The sequence below is a fragment of the Mesorhizobium sp. B2-4-1 genome (assembly GCF_006442185.1).
GTDB lineage: Bacteria > Pseudomonadota > Alphaproteobacteria > Rhizobiales > Rhizobiaceae > Mesorhizobium.
Map to the genome: position 1 here is coordinate 177,814 of NZ_VFVN01000005.1, position 21,305 is coordinate 199,118.

The window sequence follows — 21,305 nt, forward strand, 5'->3', positions numbered from 1 at the left end:
CAGACGATTCTGCCTGGGGGCCTTCGGGATTCAGCGGCTCGGGCGCGGCGCGGCCAGTGCCGCCTGCATCATTTCGCGCACGCGGCTTTCCATCAGCTTCGCCGTTTCCTTCCGGTTCGACCCCTTGGCGAAGGCAATCGGTTCGCCGAAATGCACCTCGACATCGAGCGCGCCTTCCGCCATCAGCACTTTGAGATGCGGCATCAGATCCTCGTCGCCGATCCACGCCGCGATCGGCCGGTGCCGGCGGCCGAGCGGCACGCCATGCAGCCGGGTATAGGCGATCGCTACCGGCTGGATGAAGACCTGCTCCGCCGCGCCCTCCGAAATCGCCATCGAGGCGGCACCGAACAGCGTGCTCTTGAAAGGCAGGACGATGTTGCCGTCGCCCGTCGAGCCTTCGGCAAACAGCACCATGGCATCGCCCTTGGCCATGCGGTTGGCGATCTCGCTCGCCTGGTCGCCGGACGAGCGCTTGCGCTCACGCTCGATGAAGACGGTGCGCTGGAGCTTCGACAGCATGCCGATCAGCGGCCAGCCTTCCATGTCGGCCCTGGCGATGAACTTCACATCGGCAAACGAGCCCAGCACCATGATGTCGGTCCAGGAGATGTGATTTGAGGCAATCAACAAGGGGCGGCGGTCGGACATCGTGCCGTTGATATGGATGCGCATGCCGAGCGCCCTGACGATCAGCCTGTGCCAGATCTTGAGGATGAAGGTTTCCGGCCACCAGCCGGTCTTCATCGACAGGACCTGCAAAGGCACCAGGATCAGCGAACCGGCGACGACCAGCCCTATCGCCAGGAAAATCCTGATTTTTCCGATCATCGCTCCACCCCGAAACCCTGGCTAGCGAAGATCGCGGCGCATGACAAGCGCGCCGGTCGGGCCATGCTCGGGCGACCTGTAATAGTTGGGGCGCTTGCCGACCTCGCGGAACCCGAGACGCCTGTAGAGGGCGATCGCAGCGACATTGGTCTCGTCGACCTCGAGGAAGAGCGCTTCGGCGCGCTGCGCGTGCAGTTCGCGCAGCACCGCGTCCATCAGCTGCCAGCCGAGCCCCTGGCGGCGATGCGACCGCGCCACCGCGACGGTCAGGATCTCGCCCTCGCCGGCCGCCAGCCGGGCCAGCACGAAGCCGACCGGCGGTTTGGCGCCCTGCCCGGTTTCGCGCGCGGCATAGCCGAACACGGTGTCCTGTTCGAGCAAGGCCGCGAACTCGCCATCGGTCCAGGGGCGGACGAAGTCCTCGCGGTGCAGCAGCGAGACCGCCGGACTGTCGGTGGTCCTGAGCGGTTCGAGCGCGTAATCGCGGCGGCGCGGCTGGAGAAAAGGTATGCGCATTATTTCCCTTGCCTGGAAAGTATGAACCCGGCCTGCGGCTTGGCGTCGGCGCCGCGCAGATAAAGAGGTTTCGGCCTCTCGCCCTCGCCCTTGGCGACCGCCAGGCGGGCGTAGGTGAGAATGTCCGCGGTCGCCGTCTCGGGTCCGATGTCGAAGGAGCGTCCGGCGGATGCCGCGATCCGCGTCGCGGCGGTTCCGGCGAGCACCGAAGAACGCTCGCTCGCCATGGCCACGGCATCCGCCAGCGTGACCACGGCCGGACCGTAAGTCAAAACCGACATTTCATCATAGAGAGCGGCATGGATCTCCTCGCGGCCGGCATCGAGCGCGGCCAGCACGGCACGGCCGGGAAATGCCCCTGCCGCCTCGGCCGCCAGCGCCTCGAGCGTCGTCACGCCGATTGCAGGCAGCTTGAGCGCCAGCGCCAGGCCACGCGCCGTGGAAACCCCGACACGCAGACCGGTGAAGGAACCGGGGCCGACGGAGACGGCGATGGCGCCAAGGCCGGCATAGGCGGTTGCGCCGGCCTTCAGCGCCTCGGCGATGACTGCCATCAGATGCTCGGCATGGCCCTTGCCTAAATCGAGCACCGCGCGGCCGAGTTCCTGCCTCGCCACGGCATCATAGACGCAGGCGGCGCAGAGGTTGGCGGCACAGTCGATGGCGAGCACTTTCATGAAACGACCGGTTCGAAAAACAATTCCCTGTGCCTGCCACAGCGCGCCACCGCAAGGGGAAAGCGCATAATTTCTTAAGCGGCTTCGCTCCGACGCAGCGGGAAGGTGTCTATGCGGCCGGCTCTATGCGCAGCATATGGTTGTCCCAGACGTAGTACGGTTCGGACCATGTCGCGCCATTGCATTCGACGATTTCGCCGGCTCCGGTGGTGGCCATAAAACCCGTCCCGTCGGGCGCCACGCCACAGACCTCGACGAGCGCGCTTGACGAGACGAGCCGCCCGCTCGCCGCATCGATCACCACAAGCGAATTGCCTTCCGGCGAAGAGACGGCAATGGTGCCGGCAACCGGATTGGCGGCGACGGAACCGATATAGTTGCGGAAGCCGGACAGGACATCCCGCGGCATGTCGAGGAGCTGCAAATCCTTGCCGCGCGCGGCGCGGCCGACCAGCAGCGGACGGTCGGTGCCGGGCCCCCTGTACTGGCAGCCGAACCAGACGGTGCCGGTCTGGTCGGTGTCCATGTGGCGGATCGACAGCTGGTGCAGCGCCGCCGGCAATTCGTGCTTCTCGACCAGATCGCCGGTGACACGGTCGATGAGCACATAGGACGGCTTCATGGTGGCGATGTTGAGCTCGGCGCGGCCATAATCGGGATGAGTCTCGATGCCGCCATTGGCAACGGCGATCGTCCTGCCGTCGCCCAGGAGCAGAAGCTCGTGGGGTCCCATGCCATAGGTCGGGAATTCACCAAGGCGCTTGAATTTCGCCCGCGCGTCGTAGACGCCGACGACGCCGGCCGCGTTGTCGAAATCGTTCTCGGTGGCATAAAGCAAGGCGCCGTCCGGGGAGAACACGCCATGGCCGAAGAAATGCCGGCCGGTGATGCTGGCGATGGTCAGCGGTTCATCGCAGCCTGAATGATCGAAGACTACGGCAAAGGTGCCGGGCTGGCGGGCGAAGACCACCGAGCGCTTCGATATGGGATCGAAGGTGACGTCGTGGCCGCGGTCGGGCAAGTCGATCGCATGCAGGAGCTTGCCGGCCTCGGAGAGGATTGCGGCGCCATAGCTGCCGTCGCGCTTGACGAAGGCGGTGGCGAAGACGGCATCGGCCGCAAGCGTCTTCGCCCACGCGGGCGGTGCCATCGCCGCCACGAAGCCTGCTCCGGCAGCTCTCAGGAAATCGCGGCGATCGATGAGAGAGGTTTTCACGCTCAGTCCCCATCCAGCGAGGAGAACCCGGCGGTCAGGCCGAATTCGGCGGTCAGCCTTGTGCCGAACAGGGTCGACAGGCTGGAGGTGATCAGCGCGAGATGCTCGAGCTTTTCGCGCAGCGCCGGGTCGGCGAGCGCCTTGTCGATCGGCCCTTGGACCGACTTCGCGGTGGCGACGCCGTTGAGCAGCTGGATGTGGATCGATTCCGCCATCCAGCGCGCATCGGCCGGCAGCGCATCGCCGAGCTCCGAGGCCTCGAACAGCCCGTCGATGCCGGCAAGGTTTCCGGCCAGCGAATTGGTGGTGTTTTGCGAACGCCAGTAGATCGCCTGTTTCGGCTTGTCCGCCTCCGGCTTGCCGCCCAGGAAGCCTTTCAGGCGCACGTCGCGAACCATTTCCAGCTCGTTGATGAAGATGCCGACCAGTTCCGTCACCGCTTCGGTGCCGTCGCGATAGAGCGGATTCTGCGGCCCCGGATTGGCCCAGCGCGCCGCAAAGCCGTCCGGCTTGTTCCAGGCGTCGGCGACATCGCCGGCCATGGTTTCGATGTTGCCGGCAACCGCCGCACCATAGGCGCAGCGATAGGGATCGTTCTTGCCGGCAAGCGCATCGGCGCCGTCACCGTAGAGCACGAACTCCAAGGCGCCGAGCCCCTGCATGGCGACGCTCTTGCCGGAAAGCTGTGCCGGATCGGTGGCGCTCGGGTCTTGGGCGGCCAACGCGGCCTGCACCTGTTTCAGGCCGATGCTTTTGCGATCCGGCCAAAACAGCATTCGCTCCAGCCGGTTGTTTTCCTTGATCGGGCCGAACCCGATGATCTCGGCCGACGACCAGGCACCCACCGTGCGCGAGAATTCGGCGCGTGCCGCATCGAGATCGCCCTTTGAGGGTTTTTCGCAAAGCGCGTGCATCGCCTTGTTCAAGCCCGCCGCGCGGTCGTGCAGACTGGCATAGGCCGGCCGGACAAAGCCGTCGATTGCCCGCTGGATGACGTCGGTGGCCTTCACCGCCGCCGATGCGGGGCTGACGCCCAGCAGGGCCAGAGGAAGAAGGATTACCAGCGCGGGACGCTTCAACATCACAGGGACTCCAGGAATTTGAGCAATGCCTCGCGGTCGGCGGCGCCGGCGGCGGCGAAGCGGTCGCGCGATTTCTGGCCCTCGCCGCCATGCCAAAGAATCGCCTCGACCAGGCTGCGGGCGCGGCCATCGTGCAGATAAAAATTGTTGCCGTTGACCGTTTCGGCGAGGCCTATGCCCCATAGCGGCGGCGTGCGCCATTCGTTGCCCGTCGCCTCGCCCACCGCCTGGCCGTCGGCAAGGCCGGGGCCCATGTCGTGCAGCAGGAAGTCGGAATAGGGCCAGATAAGCTGGAAGGCCTGCGCCTTGTTGGGCGCGTCGCGGCGGGTTACGAATTTCGGCGCGTGGCAGGAAACGCAGCCGATCTCGTAGAAGAGTTTCTTTCCGGCGAGCACATCCGGGGCGCCGAGGTCGCGGCGCGCCGGCACGGCCAGGTTCTGCGAATAGAAGGTGACGAGGTCCATGACCGGCGCCGGCGCCTCGGCCGGACCGAGCCGCTCCTGCACGCCATCCGGCATGGCAAGGCAATCCTTCTCGGCGGCGGTGCAGTCGCCCCAGTGTTTGGGCTCCTCCGGCGTCGAGATGCCGATGTCGCCGGCAAAGGCATCCGCGGCCTGCTGGCGGATCGACGCGGTCTGCGCCTTCCAGCCGAAACGACCAAGGGTGAGCTCGCCGCTCATGCCGTCGCGCACGATGTTCGGCCTGCCGGAAATGCCGTCGCCGTCCCGGTCGTTCGGATCGGCATGGGCGAGTATATCAGCGGGCGCGATCTGCTCGATGAGGCCAAGCCCGATCATCGGCGGCGTCAGGCGCGGCGACAGCGTGGTGCGCGGATCGAGCGGGCCGTAGGCCAGATCATCGACCGCGTAAGTGGGCTTGCGCAGCGAAACCACGGTGCCGTCGCCGAGCCCGACTTTTTCCTCGCTGTAATCGACGCGCATCCGGCCCTCGCCGCGCAGGCCGGGGACGGCAAGATCCTGCAGCTGCGAACCGTAGACCGGATCGGGGATGTTGAGCAGCCTGTGGTCGGCAAGCCCAGCCTTCTCCTCCTCGGTGCTCGCCTCGCGCGCCAGCCGCAGGAACATCGACGTGCTGCCGGTGCCTTGCGGCGGACGGCCGCGGCCGTCCTTCAGATGACAGTTCTGGCAGGCGCGTTCGTTGAACAGCGGTCCGAGCCCGTCGGAAGCCTGCGTCGAGGACGGCGACGAGACCCAATTCTTGCGGAACAGGGCGTTGCCCAGCTTGAAGGTGCCTTCTTCCTCGAAGGTGATGTTGGCCGACGATTGCGAGAAGGAATCGCGGTTGACGTCCTTCCTGGATGTGCCGGCGCCGCCTTGCATCAATTCGAACTGCTCGGGTTTCGAGAAGTCCTTGGTCGGCCTGGTAACGGCTGTGACGCGCGCCTGATCCTTCGGGCTGAGGTCGGTGCGCGTGGCGGCGAAATTGGCGGGCTGCTGCGAGCCGGACCCGCCCGTGGCGAAGGCCAAAAGGATGATGGCGGCCGAACCGGAAAGCACGACGCTTCCCGGTTTTCTGTTTGACGACAGCCCTTTGGCCCGCCGCCAGCGGCGCAGCAATGCTAGGGTGCGCCGCATTCCCGCATGCCCTTACTCCGCCTCGTCCGCCGATGCGGCATTGAGCTGGCCGTATTTTTCCTCGCCGATCGAGGCAAGCAGATCGAGCTGCGTCTCGAGGAAGTCGATGTGCCCCTCCTCGTCGGCCAAGAGTTCCTCGAACAGTTTCATGCTGACATAGTCGCCGGCTTCGTTGCAGACCTCGCGCGAGCGCTTGTAGGCGGTGCGAGCGTCATACTCGCCGGCAAGGTCGGATTCGAGCACTTCCTTCACGTTCTGTCCGATACGCAGCGGCGCCACGGACTGCAGATTGGGGTGCCCTTCCAGGAAGATGATCCGGGCCACGAGCTTGTCGGCATGGTGCATCTCCTCGATCGATTCGGCGCGTTCCTTCTTGGCGAGCTTGGCGTATCCCCAGTCCTCCAGCAGACGGAAATGGACCCAATACTGATTGACGGCACCAAGCTCCAGGAACAGAGCCTCGTTAAGCCGCTCGATGATCTGTGGTTCGCCTTTCATGGGTTCTGCTCCCGTATTGGACGCGCAGGCCTCTGACGCGATCCAGATGTGAAACGATGTCCACGCCGCTCGCCTGCGAGCGGGCGTGGTAGTTCTCGGTGACCCGAATGATCGCTTCGACCACATTTGGGAAGCAGCCGCAACAGCGACCGCGCTTGTGCATGGCGTGATAGACTTTTGCCGGCACGATGAGCTGCCAGGGATCCTGGTCCAGCAGCCCGACGATCGTCTGCTCAATCTCCTTCTCGGTGATGATGTTGCAATGGCAGATCAGCATAAACTTGCTCGGATGGCTGACGGCGCCTTCCGCGCCGTGTGGCTTGACTCTATCTTCCCCGCGCCGAAGCCCTTTGTGACTTCGGCCCGGGCTTCCAGGCTTCGACGCTTACTGGAACACCTTGTCCGGCGCATCGAGGCTGTCTGAACCCTCAAAGGCGATGGCGTTGAGCTTCAGCGCGCCGACGGCGCGTTCGACCGATTTGGTCTGGTCGACCAGTGCGTCGATTGCCGCCTGCACCGTGGCGTTGCCCTCGGTGTTGCCTTCGGCGATCTGCTGGTCGTAAGCCTCGCCGCCTTCGGCGCGGGCCTTGATCGCCTCCATCTTGGCGACGGTGGCATCGAGCTTGTCAGACAGTTCCTTGTCGATGGCCGGATCGGCCGCCTTGACCATGTCCGCCACCGACGGCCCTGAAACGACGGTGCCGTCCAGCCTGGTGTAGCTGGCGTGATAGGCGGCGCGGATACCGACGGCGTCATAAAGATGGGAATTGTAGGTGTTGTCGGAGAAGCAGTCATGCTCCTCTTCCGGATCGTGCAGCAGCAGGCCGAGCTTCATGCGCTCGCCGGCGAGTTCTCCGTAGGAGAGCGAGCCCATGCCGGTGAAGATGGCCGAAATGGCGGCGTTCGGCTCGCCGTCCGCCAGATTCTTGCGCGCAGCGCCGCCTTCCTTCCAGTCGCCGACCATCTCCCGGAGGTCGGACACCAAAAGGGTGCTGGCGGACTTCAGATATTCAGCGCGGCGGTCGCAATTGCCGCCGGTGCAGTTCTTGAGATCATAGTCGGTGTAGGGGCGCTCGCCGGCGCCCGGTCCGGTGCCGTGCAGATCCTGGCCCCAGAGCAGGAACTCGATGGCATGGTAGCCGGTGGCGACATTGGCCTCCACGCCGCCGGCCTCCTGCAGCGTGCCGGAGAGGAATTCCGGCGAAAGCTTCGAGGCGTCGGCCTTCTTGCCGTTGATCTCGATCTCCTTGTTGGCGATCACATTGGCCGTGTAGAGCGAATTCGCGTCGGATTCTGTGCCGTAGCTCTTGGCGACATAATCGATCAGGCCTTCGTCCAGCGGCCAGGAATTCACCTTGCCTTCCCAGTCGTCGACGATCTTGTTGCCGAAGCGGTAGACCTCGGTCTGCTGGTAAGGAACGCGCGATGCCTTCCAGGCCTCGCGGGCGGCATTGAGCGTCTCGGCCGAAGGCTTGGCCAACAAGGTGTCGACCGCCTTGTCGAGCGCCTGCGCGGTGGTTAGCGAATCCTCGTATTTGGCAAGCGCGATGTCGGCATAGGTCTTGATGACCGCCTTGGGGTCGCTCTCGGCCTTGGCCGGCAGCACGAACACCGCCGCCGTCAGCAGGGCCGTGGCGCCGATCGCCGCAAGCCTGCCGCCATGTCGTGCCGTCATTATCACTCTCCAGTTTTTCGGGAATTTTGTGAACGGCGCGCGCGACAACCGGCGCCAGGCCATGTGCAGGCCGTCATTCGCGGGGCACGCCGCGCTGTCGCGCGGTTCGAAGAAGAAAGACACCAAAATGCCTCCAATCGAAAGGGTTCAAGGCCCAGACATCAAAGGGATGCGCCGATGCGCGAGGCCCCATAAAGCTTCAGGACCGATGGAAGTCAACGAAAATCGACAGGAAAACTCAATCGAAACAACAGTTTAGAATTATTCTAAACTGCGACAGTCAACTTTAGCCACCTGCACCGTGTGCCGAGTTCGTCACCGAACTGTCCGATTGACAGCCGCCGTTCCGGGTGCGACCCGCAAATGCCCCCTTGCGGCGGCGCCAGACAATTGCCACGTGGCGAGACATCCTAAAATCAAGTTCGGGATCGGAATGCGATGAAGAACGGCGTGGTCATTGTCGGTGCGGGACATGCGGGCGTGCAGGCGGCGGCAAGCCTGCGCGAGGACGGTTATGACGGGCCGGTGATCCTCGTCGGCGATGAGAACGAGCTGCCCTATCACAAGCCGCCGCTGTCGAAGACCTTCATCAAGGATGCCGAGGCCAAGCCACAACCCTTGCGTGGCGAGGCATTTTACACCGGCAGCGCCGTCGACTACCGGCCGGGCGTTCGGATCGACCGCATCGATGCCGGACGTCGCCGTTTGGAGATATCAGGCGGCGGCGAACTTGCCTTCGATCATCTGATCCTCGCCACCGGCTCGCGCCCGCGCCTGCTGCCGCTGCCCGGCGCGGATCTGTCCGGTGTAGTGTCGCTGCGCTCGCTTTCCGATGCGCGGCTGATCCGGGACTTGAGCGCACGGAGCGAAGACGTCGTCATCCTCGGCGGCGGCTTCATCGGGCTGGAGATCGCGGCGACGCTGCGCGCGGCCGGCCGCACCGTAACGGTCGTGGAAGCGGTCGACCGGCTGCTTGGCCGCGCCGTGGCGCCGATCGTGGCGGGCCATGTCCGCCAACGGCTGGAAGCGACCGGCGTGCACATTCTCACCGGCACCACGATCGCAAGGCTCGAAGGCGAAAACGGCCATGTCACGGCCGCGATCACCTCGTCAGGCGAAAGGCTGCCGGCGCGCATGGTCGTCGTCGGCATCGGCGCCGTGCCCAATGTCGAACTGGCCGCGGAAGCCGGCCTCACCATCGCCAACGGCATTCGCGTCGACAACCAGATGCGCAGCTCGGTGCCGGAAATCCTCGCCATCGGCGACGCCGCCTCCTATCGGCATTGGTTCACCGGCGGCGACGTGCGGCTGGAATCGGTACAGAACGCCACCGACCAGGCGCGGCTTGCCGCGCGCACCATAACGGGCCATGCCGACGCCTATTCGGCCGTGCCCTGGTTCTGGTCCGACATCGGCGACATGAAGCTGCAGATGGTCGGCCTGACATCCGGCGGCGACAGCCATGTCGTGCTGGGCGATCTCGCCGACAACAAGTTCTCGATCTACCACTATGCCGCAGACAGGCTGCTCGGCATCGAATCGGTCAACCGCCCCGGCGACCACATGCTCGGCCGCAAGATGCTGAGCGCCGGCTTCTCGCCAGCGCCACAGACGGTGGCAGCGGGGCCGGACGGATTGAAAGCGGCGCTGGCCGCGTTCCAGAACAAAGAGTCAGTCGAGGCCAGTGCCTAAGATTGCCAATTTTTGCCATAGGCTATAAAATGCCTGAATGAGCACCATGAACATCTCCCTGCCGGAAAGCTTGAAGCATTTTGTCGATCAGCAAGTGACCGATCGCGGCTATGGCACGAGCAGCGAGTATGTGCGTGAATTGATCCGCCGCGATCAGGATCGTCAGCTTCTGCGCGGCTTGCTCCTTGAGGGCGCATCGTCCGCCCCGGGCGCTCCGGTTGACGATGACTATTTCGCCGCGCTGCGGAAACGGGCGCAGGGCCAATAGAGTAAGTGCCCATAAAGGCGATCATTCCTCGAAAACTAGCCCTGCGGGATGTCGAGGATGCTGTCGATTACTATACGCGAGAAGCTGGTTCGCGCGCGGCATTGGGCTACATCGAGGAGCTTCAAAACGCCTACAAACTGCTAGCCAGCCATCCGGCATCGGGCTCTCTGAGATATGGCTACGAAATTGGATTGCCTGGTCTGCGTAGCGTGCAAGTCAGGCGGTATCCATACCTAATTTTTTATCTTGAACAGACCGGCCATATCGATGTTTGGCGGGTGCTGCACGCCAAGATGGACATTCCAGCCTGGTTACAGAATCCGAGCTCCTGACGGCACGTTCACCGGGCTCAGTGTAAGCCGTCAGGAGAAATGGGCGCCGGCCCCTCAGGCAGCGCGAACCTCGCGGATCGAGCTTTCCAGAATGTCGAGCGCCTCGTTCATGATGCCGTCCTGGATGGTGAGCGGCGCCAGGAAGCGGATGACGTTGCCGTGAACGCCGCAGGTGAGCAGGATCAGCCCCTTGTCGAGCGCCTTCAGCCTGACCGCATTGGCCATCTCCGCCGATGGCAAGCCCTTCCTGACGTCGTTGAACTCGACCGCGTTCATGAAACCGGGGCCACGGATGTCGACGATTTCGGGGACGTCGTCGCGGATCGAGCCCAGACGCTGCTTCAGCCTGGCGCCGAGCGAGTTGGCGCGATCGCACAGTTTCTCTTCCTCGATCACGTCAAGCACCGCGTGCGCGGCGGCAACGCCGATCGGGCTGCCGCCATAGGTGCCGCCCAGCCCGCCGGGGCCAGGCGCATCCATGATCTCGGCGCGGCCGGTGACCGCCGCCAGCGGAAAGCCGCCGGCCAGGCCCTTGGCCATGGTGGTGATGTCGGCGGTCACCTCATGATGCTCCATGGCAAACATCTTGCCGGTACGGGCAAAGCCGGTCTGCACCTCGTCGGCAATGAGCAGGATGCCGTGCTGATCGCAGATCTTGCGCAGCGCGGTCATGAAATCGCGCGGCGCTTCGTAGAAGCCGCCCTCGCCCTGCACCGGCTCGACGATGATGGCCGCGACCCTGGCCGGATCGACGTCGGCCTTGAACAGGCGATCGAGCGCGGCAAGCGAATCGGCCACCGACACGCCGTGCAGCGGCACCGGGAACGGGGCGTGGAAGACGTCGGCCGGCATGGCGCCGAAGCCGACCTTGTAGGGCACGACCTTGCCGGTCAGCGCCATGCCCATGAAGGTGCGGCCATGGAAGCCGCCGGCAAAGGCGATGACGGCCTGGCGGCCGGTGGCATTGCGGGCGATCTTGATGACGTTCTCGACCGCCTCGGCGCCGGTGGTGACGAAGATCGTCTTCTTCTCGAACTTGCCCGGAAGAATGCCGTTCAGCCGTTCGGCCAGCCTTACATAGCTCTCATAGGGCACCACCTGGTGGCAGGTGTGGGTGAAGCGGTCGAGCTGCGCCTTGACCGCCTCGATGACCTTGGGGTGGCGATGGCCGGTGTTGACGACGGCGATGCCGGAGGAGAAATCGATGTAGCGGCGGCCCTCGACATCCCAGATCTCCGAGTTCTCGGCCCGGTCGGCGTAAATCTGCGTGGTCATACCGACGCCGCGCGAGATCGACTGGCTCTTGCGTTCGGAAATGGCTGAGTTCTTCATGATGTCCCTCATAGGGCCGGCGCCCGTTCTGCTTGATCAGATGTCTTCTGGGCTTATTTCATGCTTTCCTCAAGTCGGCACCGCCGGCAGGCGATTGGGCCTGAGGTATCGCGCCTGACCAGCCGGCGATATCCGTACCAGGCAACGGACTGCGTTGAAGGGTTCGGAGCCTTCGCGGCGCGCTGTTGAGGATCATTGAGCGGAAAAACCGCCTGTGCGGCGGGTCCCTGGCGCAACTCAGCACCATATCCAAATATCTATCATAGTTGCCTTCACCTCATCAAGGAAAAAATTCCTATCACGAAAAGCTGCCCGGCCGGGACCGGCCGTCGTCAGGCCTTTGCAAACCCGAGTCGGATCACTGATACGGGTACGAGTCCGGTTTCCTTTTTCGGGAGATCGACTATCGTGCCGGGATCCGCGAGGCATCGCGATCGGCGAGCGGCCCTGCGGCTGAGGGAGCCCATGAGCAGGAACGCGACATCGTCCGTCTCGCCGCCATCGGCCAAACCTTCCAATTTTTCGTCTTTTTCCATCGGCGTAGCGCTTTTCACTTGCACGGCCGCCCTGCTTTTGGCCGGCTGCCAGAAACAGGAAGCGGCGGAGAAAAAGCTGCCGATCATGGTGCGCACCGAGACCGTGGCGATGGCCGACTATGCGCCGAGAACCGCGCTGACCGGGGTGATCGCGGCGCGCACGCTGAATAATCTGTCGTTCCGGGTCGGCGGCCGCGTCGCCGAACGGCTTGCCGATGTCGGCCAGCATGTCGACAAGGGCGCGGTGCTTGCCCGCATCGACCCGCAGGAGCAGGAATCCGATTTGCGCTCGGCGCAGGCCGATCTCGACGCGGCGCAAGCGCAGCTGACCCAGTCCGCCGCCGCCTTCGAGCGGCAAAAGACGCTGCTTGCCCAGGGTTACACCACCAGGCGCGACTATGACGCCGCCGATCAGGCATTGAAGGTGGCGCAAGGCAGCCTCGACGCGGCGCAGAGCGCGCTCGCCAATGCCAAGCAAAACCTGTCCTTCACCGAACTCAAGGCTGGCGCCGCGGGCGTCATCACCGCCCGCCAAGTCGAAACCGGCCAGGTGGTGCAGGCTGCGCAGACCGTCTTCACCGTCGCCGAGGACGGCGACCGCGACGCGGTGTTCAACGTCCAGGAGACGTTGGTCGCCAGGACGCCGACCTCGCCGGCGGTGACGATCACGCTCCTGTCCGACCCGCAGATCAGGGCAACGGGCAAGGTGCGCGAAATCTCCCCGGCGGTCGATCCGGCGTCGGGCTCGATCCGGGTCAAGGTCGGCATTGCCGATACGCCCGCCGGCATGCCGCTGGGCGCGGCCGTCATCGGCTCGGTCGGCGCCAAACCGGCCAAGGCGATCCTGCTGCCCTGGCAGGCATTGACGTCCAGCGCCGGCAAGCCGGCGGTCTGGATCGTCGATCCCTCGACCGGTACGGTGACGATGGCACCGGTCGAGGTGCTGGCTTTCAATTCCGGCACCGTCGTCATCGCCAGGGGATTGGAGGAGGGCCAAAGCGTCGTCACCGCGGGCGGACAGCTGCTCAGTGCGGGTCAGAAAATCGAGATATCGGGAGCGGGCCAATGAGCCGGCTGCCGCGCCTCCTGCTTGGCGTGATCGCGCTTGGCGCGCTCGCCGCCTGCTCGAAATCGGAGGAGAAGCCGCCGGAGATCATCCGGCCGGTGCTGTCGGTGGTGGTCGAGCCGCGCACCACGCAGGTCTTCGGCTTCGCCGGATCGGTCGAGCCGCAGGTCAGCGCCGATCTCGCCTTTCGCCTGCTCGGCCGGGTCGTGTCCCGCGACGTCAATGTCGGCGACATCGTCAGCAAGGGCACGACGATCGCGGCACTGGACCCGACCGCATTGGAGCTGTCGGTCCAGGCGGCCAAGGCCGAGCTCTCCAATGCCGAGGCACAGTTTGCCAACGCCGCCGCCAGCGAGGAGCGCCAACGCCAATTGCTTGCCAGCGCCAACACCACGCAAGCCGTGTTCGATGCCGCGCAGCAGGCGAGGAAGGCGGCCGAGGCCAGTGTCGAGCGGGCCAAGGCCTCGCTGGCCAAATCGCAGGAGCAGCTCGGCTATGCCAGGCTGTTCTCGGATTTCGACGGCGTCGTCACCGCTGTCGGCGCCGAGGTCGGCCAGACGGTCTCCCCCGGCCAGACGGTCGTCACCGTGGCGCGCTCGGACCCGCGCGAAGCGGTGGTCGATATTCCCGACCAGTTGACCGGCGATCTCACGGCCGGCACGCCGTTCCAGGTCATCCTGCAATCGCTGCCGACGATCCGGACCGAGGCCAAGCTGCGCGAGATCGCGCCGCAGGCCGAGGGCTCGACGCGCACGCGGCGCGTGCGGCTGACGCTTACCGATCCGCCGCAGGCCTTCCGGCTCGGCTCGACCGTGACCGCAACGCGCATGACCACGGTGGAGCCGACGATCGAACTGCCGCTGTCGGCGCTCTTCCAAAGGAACGGCTCCGACAGGGTGTGGGTCGTCGATGCGCAGACATCGAGCGTGAGCACGCGCGAGATCAAGGTTGCCTCCAGGAACGGCGGAACCTTCACGGTGGCTCAGGGGCTGGAAGCGGGAATGCGCGTCGTCACCGCCGGCGTCCACAGCCTGACCGAAGGTCAGAAGGTCAAACTGCCCGCGGGAGGGGCCTCATGAAGGGCTTCAACCTCTCCGACTGGGCGCTCAACCACCGCTCGATGGTCTGGTATTTCATGCTGGTCTTCGTTGCGGCCGGCATCTTCTCCTACCTCAACCTCGGCCGCGAGGAAGACCCCGCCTTCACCATCAAGACCATGATCATCCAGGCCACTTGGCCCGGCGCTTCGGTCAAGGAGACGGTGCAGCAGGTGACCGACCGCATCGAGAAGAAGCTCGAGGAACTCGACAGCCTCGACTACACCAAATCCGTCACCACAGCCGGCCAGACCGTCATCTTCGTCAACCTGAAGGATACCACCAAGGCGCGCGACGTCGTGCCGAACTGGATTCAGGTGCGCAACATGGTCAACGATATCAAGGCGCAGTTCCCGCAAGGCGTCCAGGGACCGTTCTTCAACGACCGTTTCGGCGACGTCTATGGCAACATCTATGCCTTTACGTCGGACGGGCTGACGCCGCGCCAGCTGCGCGACTATGTCGAGGATGTCAGGACAAAAATCCTGACCGTGCCGAATGCCGGCAAGGTGGACCTGGTCGGTGCCCAGGACGAGGCGATCTATCTCGAATTCTCGACCCGCCAGATCGCGGCCCTCGGCCTCAACCAACAGGCGATCGTGGCAAGCCTGCAGGCGCAGAACGCGATCACCCCGTCCGGCGTAATCCAGTCCGGCCCGGAACGCATCAGCGTGCGGGTCGGCGGCCAGTTCACCTCCGAAGAGAGCCTTCGCGCCATCAATCTTCGCGTCAACGACCGCTTCTTCCGGCTGAGCGACGTGGCGACGATCACGCGCGGCTATGCCGATCCGCCAACGGCACTGTTCCGCTTCAACGGCCAGGACGCGATCGGGCTCGCCATCGGCATGAAGCCAAACGCCAATCTGCTCAAATTCGGCGAGGCGCTGCATGAGGCGATGAACAAGGTGCTGGCAGACCTGCCGGTAGGCGTCGGCGTGCATCTGGTCGCCGACCAGCCGGTCATCGTCGAGGAAGCGGTCTCGGGCTTCACGCGCGCCTTGTTCGAGGCGGTGGCCATCGTGCTGGCCGTGTCCTTCATCAGTCTCGGCATGCGCGCCGGCTTCGTCGTGGCGCTGTCGATCCCGCTGGTGCTGGCCATCACCTTCACGGTCATGTCCTATCTCGGCATCTCGCTGCAGCGCATCTCGCTCGGTGCGCTGATCATCGCGCTCGGGCTTCTGGTCGACGACGCGATGATCGCGGTCGAGATGATGGTGGCGCGGCTGGAGGTCGGTGATAGCCTGCGCAAGGCGGCGACCTATGTCTACACATCGACCGCGTTTCCGATGCTGACCGGCACGCTGGTGACCGTCGCGGGCTTCATTCCGATCGGCCTCAACAACAGCGCCGCCGGCGAATACACCTTCACCCTGTTCGTCGTCATCGCCGTGTCGCTGCTGGTGTCGTGGATCGTGGCGGTGCTGTTCGCGCCGCTGCTCGGCGTCACCATCCTGCCGGCGACGATGAAGACGAAGCATCACGACCAGCCGGGCCGCTTCACCTCGCTGTTCCGGCGTGCCCTTGTCGGCTCGGTGCGCCATCACTGGCTGACCATCATCGCCACGGTGCTGTTGTTTGCCGCGTCGATCGCCGGCTTCGGCCTGGTGCAGCAGCAGTTCTTCCCGCCATCGGACCGGCCGGAGCTGATCGTCGACTGGAACCTGCCGCAGAATTCCTCGATCGCCGACACGCGCGAGCAGATGGAGCGGTTCGAGCAGCGGGCGCTGGTCGGCAATCCCGACATCGACCATTTCTCGTCCTATATCGGCCAGGGCGCGGTGCGCTTCGTGCTCGCCTATGACGTGCAACCGGCCAATCCCTATTTCGGCCAGACGGTGATCGTCACCAAAAGCATCGAGGCTCGCAACCGGGTGAAGCCGGCGCTGGAAAAGCTGCTGCGCGAGGAATTCGTCGGCACCGACGCCTTCGTGAAGCTGCTCGAACTCGGACCGCCTGTCGGCCGCCCCGTGCAGTACCGCGTCGGCGGGCCCGACATCCAGACGGTGCGCGCGCTGGCGCAGCAATTCGCCGGCGTCATCTCGGCCAATCCCAAGCTCGCCGCGCCGACCTTCGACTGGAACGAGCCGCAGCGCGTGCTCAGGGTCGACGTGCTGCAGGACAAGGCACGCCAGCTCGGCATCACCTCCTCCGACATTGCGAGCGCGCTCAACAGCACCGTCGGCGGCGCCACCATCACGCAGGTGCGCGACGCCACCTACCTGATCAACGTCGTGGCGCGCTCGCGCGAGGCCGAACGCGGCTCGATCGAGACTTTGCAGAACATGCAGCTGCCGACGAGCACCGGCGAGGCCATCCCGCTCGCGGCGGTGGCCAACTTCCGCTACGAGCTCGAACAGCCGACGGTGTGGCGACGCGACCGCATCCCGACCATCACGGTGCGGGCCGGCCTGGTCGGCGACGTTCTACCGGCAACGGTGGTCAACGAATTGAAGCCTTCGGTCGATGCCTTCATCGCCAAGCTGCCGCCGGGCTATTCGATCGAGACCGCCGGCTCCGTTGAGGAAAGCGCCAAGAGCCAGGGGCCGATCGCGGCCGTCGTGCCGCTGATGCTTTTCGTGATGGCAACCATCCTGATGGTCCAGCTGCAGAGCTTCCAGCGCCTGTTTCTGGTCGTTGCGGTGGCGCCGCTCGGGCTGATCGGCGTGGTGGCGGCCCTGGTGCCGAGTGGCGCACCGCTCGGCTTCGTCGCCATCCTCGGCGTGCTCGCCCTGATCGGCATCCTGATCCGCAACTCGGTCATCCTGATCGTGCAGATCGAGGACCTTGTCGCGGAGGGCAAGGACCGTTGGGCCGCCGTTATCGAGGCGACCGAACACCGGATGCGGCCGATCGCGCTGACGGCCGCCGCCGCCAGCCTGGCGCTGATCCCGATCGCGCGCGAAGTGTTCTGGGGACCGATGGCCTACGCGATGATGGGCGGCATCATCGCGGGTACTGCGATCACGCTGCTGTTCCTGCCGGCGCTTTATGTGACGTGGTTCAGGATCAAGGAGCCGAAGCGAGGGCAGGAAAGCACTGCGCCGGCCGATGATGCCATCCCGGAAAGCGGCAGGGCCTGAAGACAAGGGGCGATCAGCGTCGCGTTGAAAGTTCAGCTACACCCTCACAAACCCGTCGCTGGCCCGCAAGAGATTGCGCGTGTAATCCTTCGTCACGCGCCGCTCGACCAAGTCACCCGCCGTCAAACTCTCCACCGCCTCGCCGCTTTGCATCACCATCAGGCGCTCGCACATATGGGTGATGATGGCGAGGTCGTGGCTGACCATCAGGAAGGTCAGCTTGCGCCGCCGGCGTACTTCCTCGAGCAGGTTGAGCACCTCGGCCTGCACCGAGGCATCGAGCGCCGAGGTCGGCTCGTCGAGCAGCAGGACCGACGGTTCGAGGATGAGCGCGCGCGCGATCGCCACGCGCTGGCGCTGGCCGCCCGACAATTGATGCGAGTAGCGGAAGCGGAAGCCGTTGCCGAGACCGACCTCGTCGAGCGCCCGCTGGATCCGCTTTTCCCCGTCGCCAAAACCATGGATGGCGAGCGGCTCCTGCAGCAGGCGGTCGATGGTCTGGCGCGGGTGCAGCGAACCGTACGGATCCTGGAACACCATCTGCACTTCGCGGTAAAAGGCCTTGTCGCGGCGCGCGCCGAGCTTCTTGCCGTTGACCGTGATGCTGCCCGAAGCGACCGGCGCAAGGCCGGCGATCGCCCTGAGCAGCGTCGATTTGCCGGAGCCAGATTCACCGACCAGGCCGAAGGATTCGCCCGGCTGCACGTCCAGGCTGACGCCCTTCAGTGCGCGAAAGCGGTCGAAGATGACCTCCAGCCCGTCGACGGCAATTGCTGACGTCATGCCGCCCACTCCGGCTTGCGGTCGAGCACCGGCAGCGGGTGACGATCGGCGCCGATCTTGGGCATGCAGTTGAGCAGGCCGCGCGTGTAGGGATGCTGGGCGCGACCGAGTTCGGAGGCCTTGAGCTGCTCCACCACCTTGCCGGCATACATGACGATGACGCGGTCGCAAAAGGACGAGACCAGGCGCAGATCGTGCGAGATGAAGATCAGCCCCATGCCGCGCTCGCCGACCAGCCGGTCGAGAATGCCGAGCACGTCGAGTTGCACGGTGACGTCGAGCGCCGAGGTCGGCTCGTCGGCGATCATCATTTCCGGCCCGGCGATCAGCATCATGGCGATCATGGCGCGCTGGCCCATGCCGCCGGAGACCTCGTGCGGATGCAGGTCGAAGACACGCCGGGGGTCGCGGATCTGCACCGCCTCCAGCATGGCCAGCGCGCGCTCCCGCGCCTCGGCCTTGGAGACCTTCTCATGGGTGCGCAGCGTCTCGACGATCTGGCGGCCGATGCTCATCACCGGGTCGAGCGAATATTTCGGATCCTGCAGGATCATGGCGATGCGATTGCCCCGCAGCGCGCGGCGCTCACGTGGCGATGCGGCCAGAAGGTCGATGCCGTCGAAAGCCAGCCTCTTCGCCGATATCCGCGCCTGGGGCGGCGTCAGCCCCATGATGGCACGGCCGGTCTGCGACTTGCCCGAGCCGCTCTCGCCGACGATGCCCAGCCTTTCGCGGCCGAGCGAGAAAGAGACGCCGCGCACGGCCTCGATCAGCCCGGTGCGCGTCGGGAAGGTGACGCGCAGATCGTCGACTTCGAGCAGCGTCTTGCTGTCAGCGTTCATTGGTCGCCGCTCCGGGGGTCGAGCGCGTCGCGCAGGCCGTCGCCAAGCAGGTTGAAGCCGAGGCTGACGATCAGGATGGCGAAGCCAGGCGCGCCGGCCACCCACCATTGGTCGAGCACGAAACGGCGGCCCGAAGCGATCATCGTGCCCCATTCGGGCAGCGGCGGCTGCGCGCCGAGCCCGAGGAAGCCGAGGCCGGCGGCGGTGAGGATGATGCCGGCCATGTCGAGCGTCACGCGGATGATCAGCGAGGAGATGCAGAGCGGCATGATGTGGCGCAGCACGATGCGGAAGGGCGAGGCCCCCATCAGTTCCACCGCCTTGATGTAATCGGAATTGCGCACGGTCAGCGTTTCGGCACGCGCGATGCGGGCATAGGGCGGCCAGGAGGTGATGGCGATGGCGAGCACCGCGTTCTCGATGCCGGGGCCGAGGGCCGCGACAAAGGCCAGCGCCAGGATCAGCTTGGGGAAAGCGAGGAAGATGTCGGTGATGCGCATCAGTATGGCATCGGTCCAGCCGCCGGCATAGCCGGCGACGGTGCCGACCACGAGGCCGATGGGGGCGGCGATGATGGCGACCAGGATAACGACATAGAGCGTCCAGCGCGAGCCGTAGAGAATGCGCGAGAGGATATCGCGGCCGAGATCGTCGGTGCCGAACCAGTGCTCGGCGCTTGGCGCCAGCAGGCGCGCATTCTTCAGATCGCCGAAAGTCGGCGAATAAGGCGCCAGCACCCCGGCAAGGGCGGCAATGACCAGCAGCGCGATGATGATGAGCAGGCCGAGAAAGGCCAGCCGATTGGCGGAGAAACGCCGCCACGCGACATAGGCGCGGCCGAGCCTCGCCTGCATGCGCGAGGCCGGCCGCTCGCTGAGCAGCCAGTCGCGGCGGGAGAGGGGGGCGGCGTCGGAGGCGGTCATGACGATGCCTCTTGGCGCTGTCGACCCCCACTCCGGTCTGCTTCGCAGACCAACTCTGCCCCGTTCGACGGGGGAGAGGAAAGGCGCCAGGCGTGCGACCGGCTCTTCCTCTCCCCCGGGCAAGAGGAGATGTGGCCCGAAGGGCCGGAATAGGGGCGATTGGCGGCAGCCGAGCCCGAAAGTGGGATTCCTCTGCTCATCTTACCTTCGTCCTCGGGTCGAGCACGCGGTAAAGCAGGTCGGACAGGAGATTGATGGCTATGAACACCGAGCCGATGACGATGGTGCCGCCGAGCACCGCGTTCATGTCGGCATTCTGCAGCGAATTGGTGATGTAGAGGCCGATGCCAGGCCAGGAGAAGACCGTCTCGGTCAACACCGAGCCTTCCAGCAGCCCGGCATAGGAGAGCGCGATCACGGTCACCATCGGCACGGCGGCATTGCGCAATGCATGAGCCCAGATGATGCGGGTTTCCGACAGGCCCTTGGCGCGCGCGGCGACGATGTATTCCTGGGTGAGTTCGTTGAGCATGAAGGAGCGCGTCATGCGGCTGATATAGGCGAGCGAGAAATAGCCGAGCAGCGAGGCCGGCAGGATGATGTGGCGGAACGCGTCCCAGAAGACATCCCACTGCCCCTGCATCGCCGAATCGAGAAGGTAGAAGCCAGTGATCGGCGTGAAGGTGTATTCGTAGACGACGTCGAGCCGCGCCGGGAAAGCCACCCATTGCAGCTTGGCGTAGAACAGGACGAGCCCGAGCAGGCCAAGCCAGAAGATCGGCACGGAATAGCCGATCAGGCCGATGACACGGACGACCTGGTCGATGAGGCTGCCGCGCCTGACGGCAGCCAGCACACCCAGCGGCACGCCGAACAGCGCGCCGATCAGTGTCCCCAACGTCGCCAGTTCCGTCGTTGCCGGAAGGGCGCGGCGGATGTCGGTCATGACCGGATTGGTGGTCAGCACCGAGGTGCCGAAATCACCATTGAGGGCATTTTTGACATAAATATAGAACTGCTCGACCAGCGGCAGGTCGAGACCCATCTCGCGGCGCGTGCGTTCCACGACATTGGCCGGCGCCCGGTCGCCGAGCACGGCCAACACCGGGTCGATGGGGATGACGCGGCCAATGAAAAAGGTCACCGCGAGCAGACCGAGATAGGTCGTGATCGCGATCACCAGGAAGCGGCCGATCGATGAGAAAATGGCGACGGCACGGGCGCTGCCGCGCCCTGCCGCCGCCTGATTTTCAGCTACGCTCAT

Annotated in this window: 20 protein-coding genes; 6 read left to right on the forward strand and 14 right to left on the reverse strand. The window is 65.1% G+C overall.

Going from position 1 to position 21,305, the window contains the following annotated elements; all coding sequences use genetic code 11:
• Positions 1–30: 30 nt before the first annotated feature.
• The 9 genes from FJ949_RS15190 to FJ949_RS15230 all read right to left on the reverse strand — a co-directional run bounded on the left by FJ949_RS15190 (position 31) and on the right by FJ949_RS15230 (position 8,090).
• Positions 31–831: a lysophospholipid acyltransferase family protein gene (locus FJ949_RS15190; RefSeq protein ID WP_140496814.1), complete on the reverse strand. Its 801-nt coding sequence runs from the start codon at positions 829–831 to the stop codon at positions 31–33.
• A 21-nt stretch (positions 832–852) separates the two neighbouring features.
• Positions 853–1,347, reverse strand: coding sequence for a ribosomal protein S18-alanine N-acetyltransferase (gene rimI, locus FJ949_RS15195; RefSeq protein WP_140496816.1), 495 nt, complete (start codon positions 1,345–1,347; stop codon positions 853–855).
• The gene (gene tsaB / locus FJ949_RS15200) at positions 1,347–2,024 is read right to left on the reverse strand and encodes a tRNA (adenosine(37)-N6)-threonylcarbamoyltransferase complex dimerization subunit type 1 TsaB (RefSeq protein WP_140496818.1); all 678 of its coding nucleotides are present in this window, start codon (positions 2,022–2,024) and stop codon (positions 1,347–1,349) included. Before tsaB ends, rimI begins: the two co-directional genes overlap by 1 nt.
• 109 nt (positions 2,025–2,133) lie before the next feature.
• Positions 2,134–3,240: a DUF1513 domain-containing protein gene (locus FJ949_RS15205; RefSeq protein ID WP_140496820.1), complete on the reverse strand. Its 1,107-nt coding sequence runs from the start codon at positions 3,238–3,240 to the stop codon at positions 2,134–2,136.
• 2 nt (positions 3,241–3,242) lie between these two features.
• The gene (locus FJ949_RS15210) at positions 3,243–4,322 is read right to left on the reverse strand and encodes an imelysin family protein (protein WP_140496822.1); all 1,080 of its coding nucleotides are present in this window, start codon (positions 4,320–4,322) and stop codon (positions 3,243–3,245) included.
• Complete coding sequence (locus FJ949_RS15215) at positions 4,322–5,917, reverse strand: di-heme oxidoredictase family protein (RefSeq protein ID WP_140496824.1); 1,596 nt, start codon at positions 5,915–5,917, stop codon at positions 4,322–4,324. Before FJ949_RS15215 ends, FJ949_RS15210 begins: the two co-directional genes overlap by 1 nt.
• Positions 5,918–5,929: 12 nt before the next feature.
• Positions 5,930–6,415 carry a bacterioferritin gene (gene bfr, locus FJ949_RS15220; RefSeq protein WP_140496826.1) on the reverse strand — a complete coding sequence of 162 codons (486 nt, stop codon included), beginning with the start codon at positions 6,413–6,415 and terminating at the stop codon, positions 5,930–5,932.
• The gene (locus tag FJ949_RS15225) at positions 6,381–6,692 is read right to left on the reverse strand and encodes a (2Fe-2S)-binding protein (RefSeq protein ID WP_140496828.1); all 312 of its coding nucleotides are present in this window, start codon (positions 6,690–6,692) and stop codon (positions 6,381–6,383) included. The genes bfr and FJ949_RS15225 overlap by 35 nt, the downstream gene beginning before the upstream one ends.
• A 108-nt stretch (positions 6,693–6,800) precedes the next feature.
• Positions 6,801–8,090 (reverse strand): imelysin family protein, encoded by a 1,290-nt coding sequence (locus FJ949_RS15230; RefSeq protein ID WP_140496830.1) that lies wholly within the window; start codon positions 8,088–8,090, stop codon positions 6,801–6,803.
• 438 nt (positions 8,091–8,528) lie between these two features.
• On the opposite strand from FJ949_RS15230, the gene FJ949_RS15235 reads away from it, so the two are divergent.
• Genes FJ949_RS15235 through FJ949_RS15245 form a run of 3 tightly spaced genes read left to right on the forward strand, consistent with a single transcriptional unit; the run spans position 8,529 to position 10,382 of the window.
• The gene (locus tag FJ949_RS15235; RefSeq protein ID WP_140496832.1) at positions 8,529–9,782 is read left to right on the forward strand and encodes an FAD-dependent oxidoreductase; all 1,254 of its coding nucleotides are present in this window, start codon (positions 8,529–8,531) and stop codon (positions 9,780–9,782) included.
• 37 nt (positions 9,783–9,819) lie between these two features.
• Positions 9,820–10,050 (forward strand): type II toxin-antitoxin system ParD family antitoxin, encoded by a 231-nt coding sequence (locus tag FJ949_RS15240; protein ID WP_140496834.1) that lies wholly within the window; start codon positions 9,820–9,822, stop codon positions 10,048–10,050.
• A gap of 11 nt (positions 10,051–10,061) precedes the next feature.
• The gene (locus tag FJ949_RS15245) at positions 10,062–10,382 is read left to right on the forward strand and encodes a type II toxin-antitoxin system RelE/ParE family toxin (RefSeq protein WP_181167626.1); all 321 of its coding nucleotides are present in this window, start codon (positions 10,062–10,064) and stop codon (positions 10,380–10,382) included.
• Positions 10,383–10,436: 54 nt separating this feature from the next.
• On the opposite strand, the gene FJ949_RS15250 is transcribed toward FJ949_RS15245, so the two are convergent.
• Positions 10,437–11,714: a 4-aminobutyrate--2-oxoglutarate transaminase gene (locus FJ949_RS15250; protein ID WP_140496838.1), complete on the reverse strand. Its 1,278-nt coding sequence runs from the start codon at positions 11,712–11,714 to the stop codon at positions 10,437–10,439.
• 465 nt (positions 11,715–12,179) lie between these two features.
• Here FJ949_RS15250 and FJ949_RS15255 point away from each other — a divergent pair, with 465 nt between their 5' ends.
• Genes FJ949_RS15255 through FJ949_RS15265 form a run of 3 tightly spaced genes read left to right on the forward strand, consistent with a single transcriptional unit; the run spans position 12,180 to position 17,493 of the window.
• Positions 12,180–13,319 (forward strand): efflux RND transporter periplasmic adaptor subunit, encoded by a 1,140-nt coding sequence (locus tag FJ949_RS15255; RefSeq protein WP_140496840.1) that lies wholly within the window; start codon positions 12,180–12,182, stop codon positions 13,317–13,319.
• Complete coding sequence (locus tag FJ949_RS15260) at positions 13,316–14,395, forward strand: efflux RND transporter periplasmic adaptor subunit (protein ID WP_140496842.1); 1,080 nt, start codon at positions 13,316–13,318, stop codon at positions 14,393–14,395. Before FJ949_RS15255 ends, FJ949_RS15260 begins: the two co-directional genes overlap by 4 nt.
• Positions 14,392–17,493, forward strand: a complete 3,102-nt coding sequence (locus FJ949_RS15265; RefSeq protein ID WP_140496844.1) for an efflux RND transporter permease subunit — start codon at positions 14,392–14,394, stop codon at positions 17,491–17,493. Before FJ949_RS15260 ends, FJ949_RS15265 begins: the two co-directional genes overlap by 4 nt.
• A gap of 36 nt (positions 17,494–17,529) precedes the next feature.
• Here the strand turns inward: FJ949_RS15265 and FJ949_RS15270 are convergent, their stop codons facing one another.
• The 4 genes from FJ949_RS15270 to FJ949_RS15285 all read right to left on the reverse strand — a co-directional run bounded on the left by FJ949_RS15270 (position 17,530) and on the right by FJ949_RS15285 (position 21,305).
• Positions 17,530–18,276, reverse strand: a complete 747-nt coding sequence (locus FJ949_RS15270; protein WP_140496846.1) for an ABC transporter ATP-binding protein — start codon at positions 18,274–18,276, stop codon at positions 17,530–17,532.
• The gene (locus FJ949_RS15275) at positions 18,273–19,118 is read right to left on the reverse strand and encodes an ABC transporter ATP-binding protein (protein WP_140496848.1); all 846 of its coding nucleotides are present in this window, start codon (positions 19,116–19,118) and stop codon (positions 18,273–18,275) included. The genes FJ949_RS15270 and FJ949_RS15275 overlap by 4 nt, the downstream gene beginning before the upstream one ends.
• The gene (gene nikC, locus FJ949_RS15280) at positions 19,115–20,041 is read right to left on the reverse strand and encodes a nickel transporter permease (protein WP_140496850.1); all 927 of its coding nucleotides are present in this window, start codon (positions 20,039–20,041) and stop codon (positions 19,115–19,117) included. The genes FJ949_RS15275 and nikC overlap by 4 nt, the downstream gene beginning before the upstream one ends.
• Before the next feature lie 196 nt (positions 20,042–20,237).
• Complete coding sequence (locus FJ949_RS15285) at positions 20,238–21,305, reverse strand: ABC transporter permease (RefSeq protein WP_140496853.1); 1,068 nt, start codon at positions 21,303–21,305, stop codon at positions 20,238–20,240.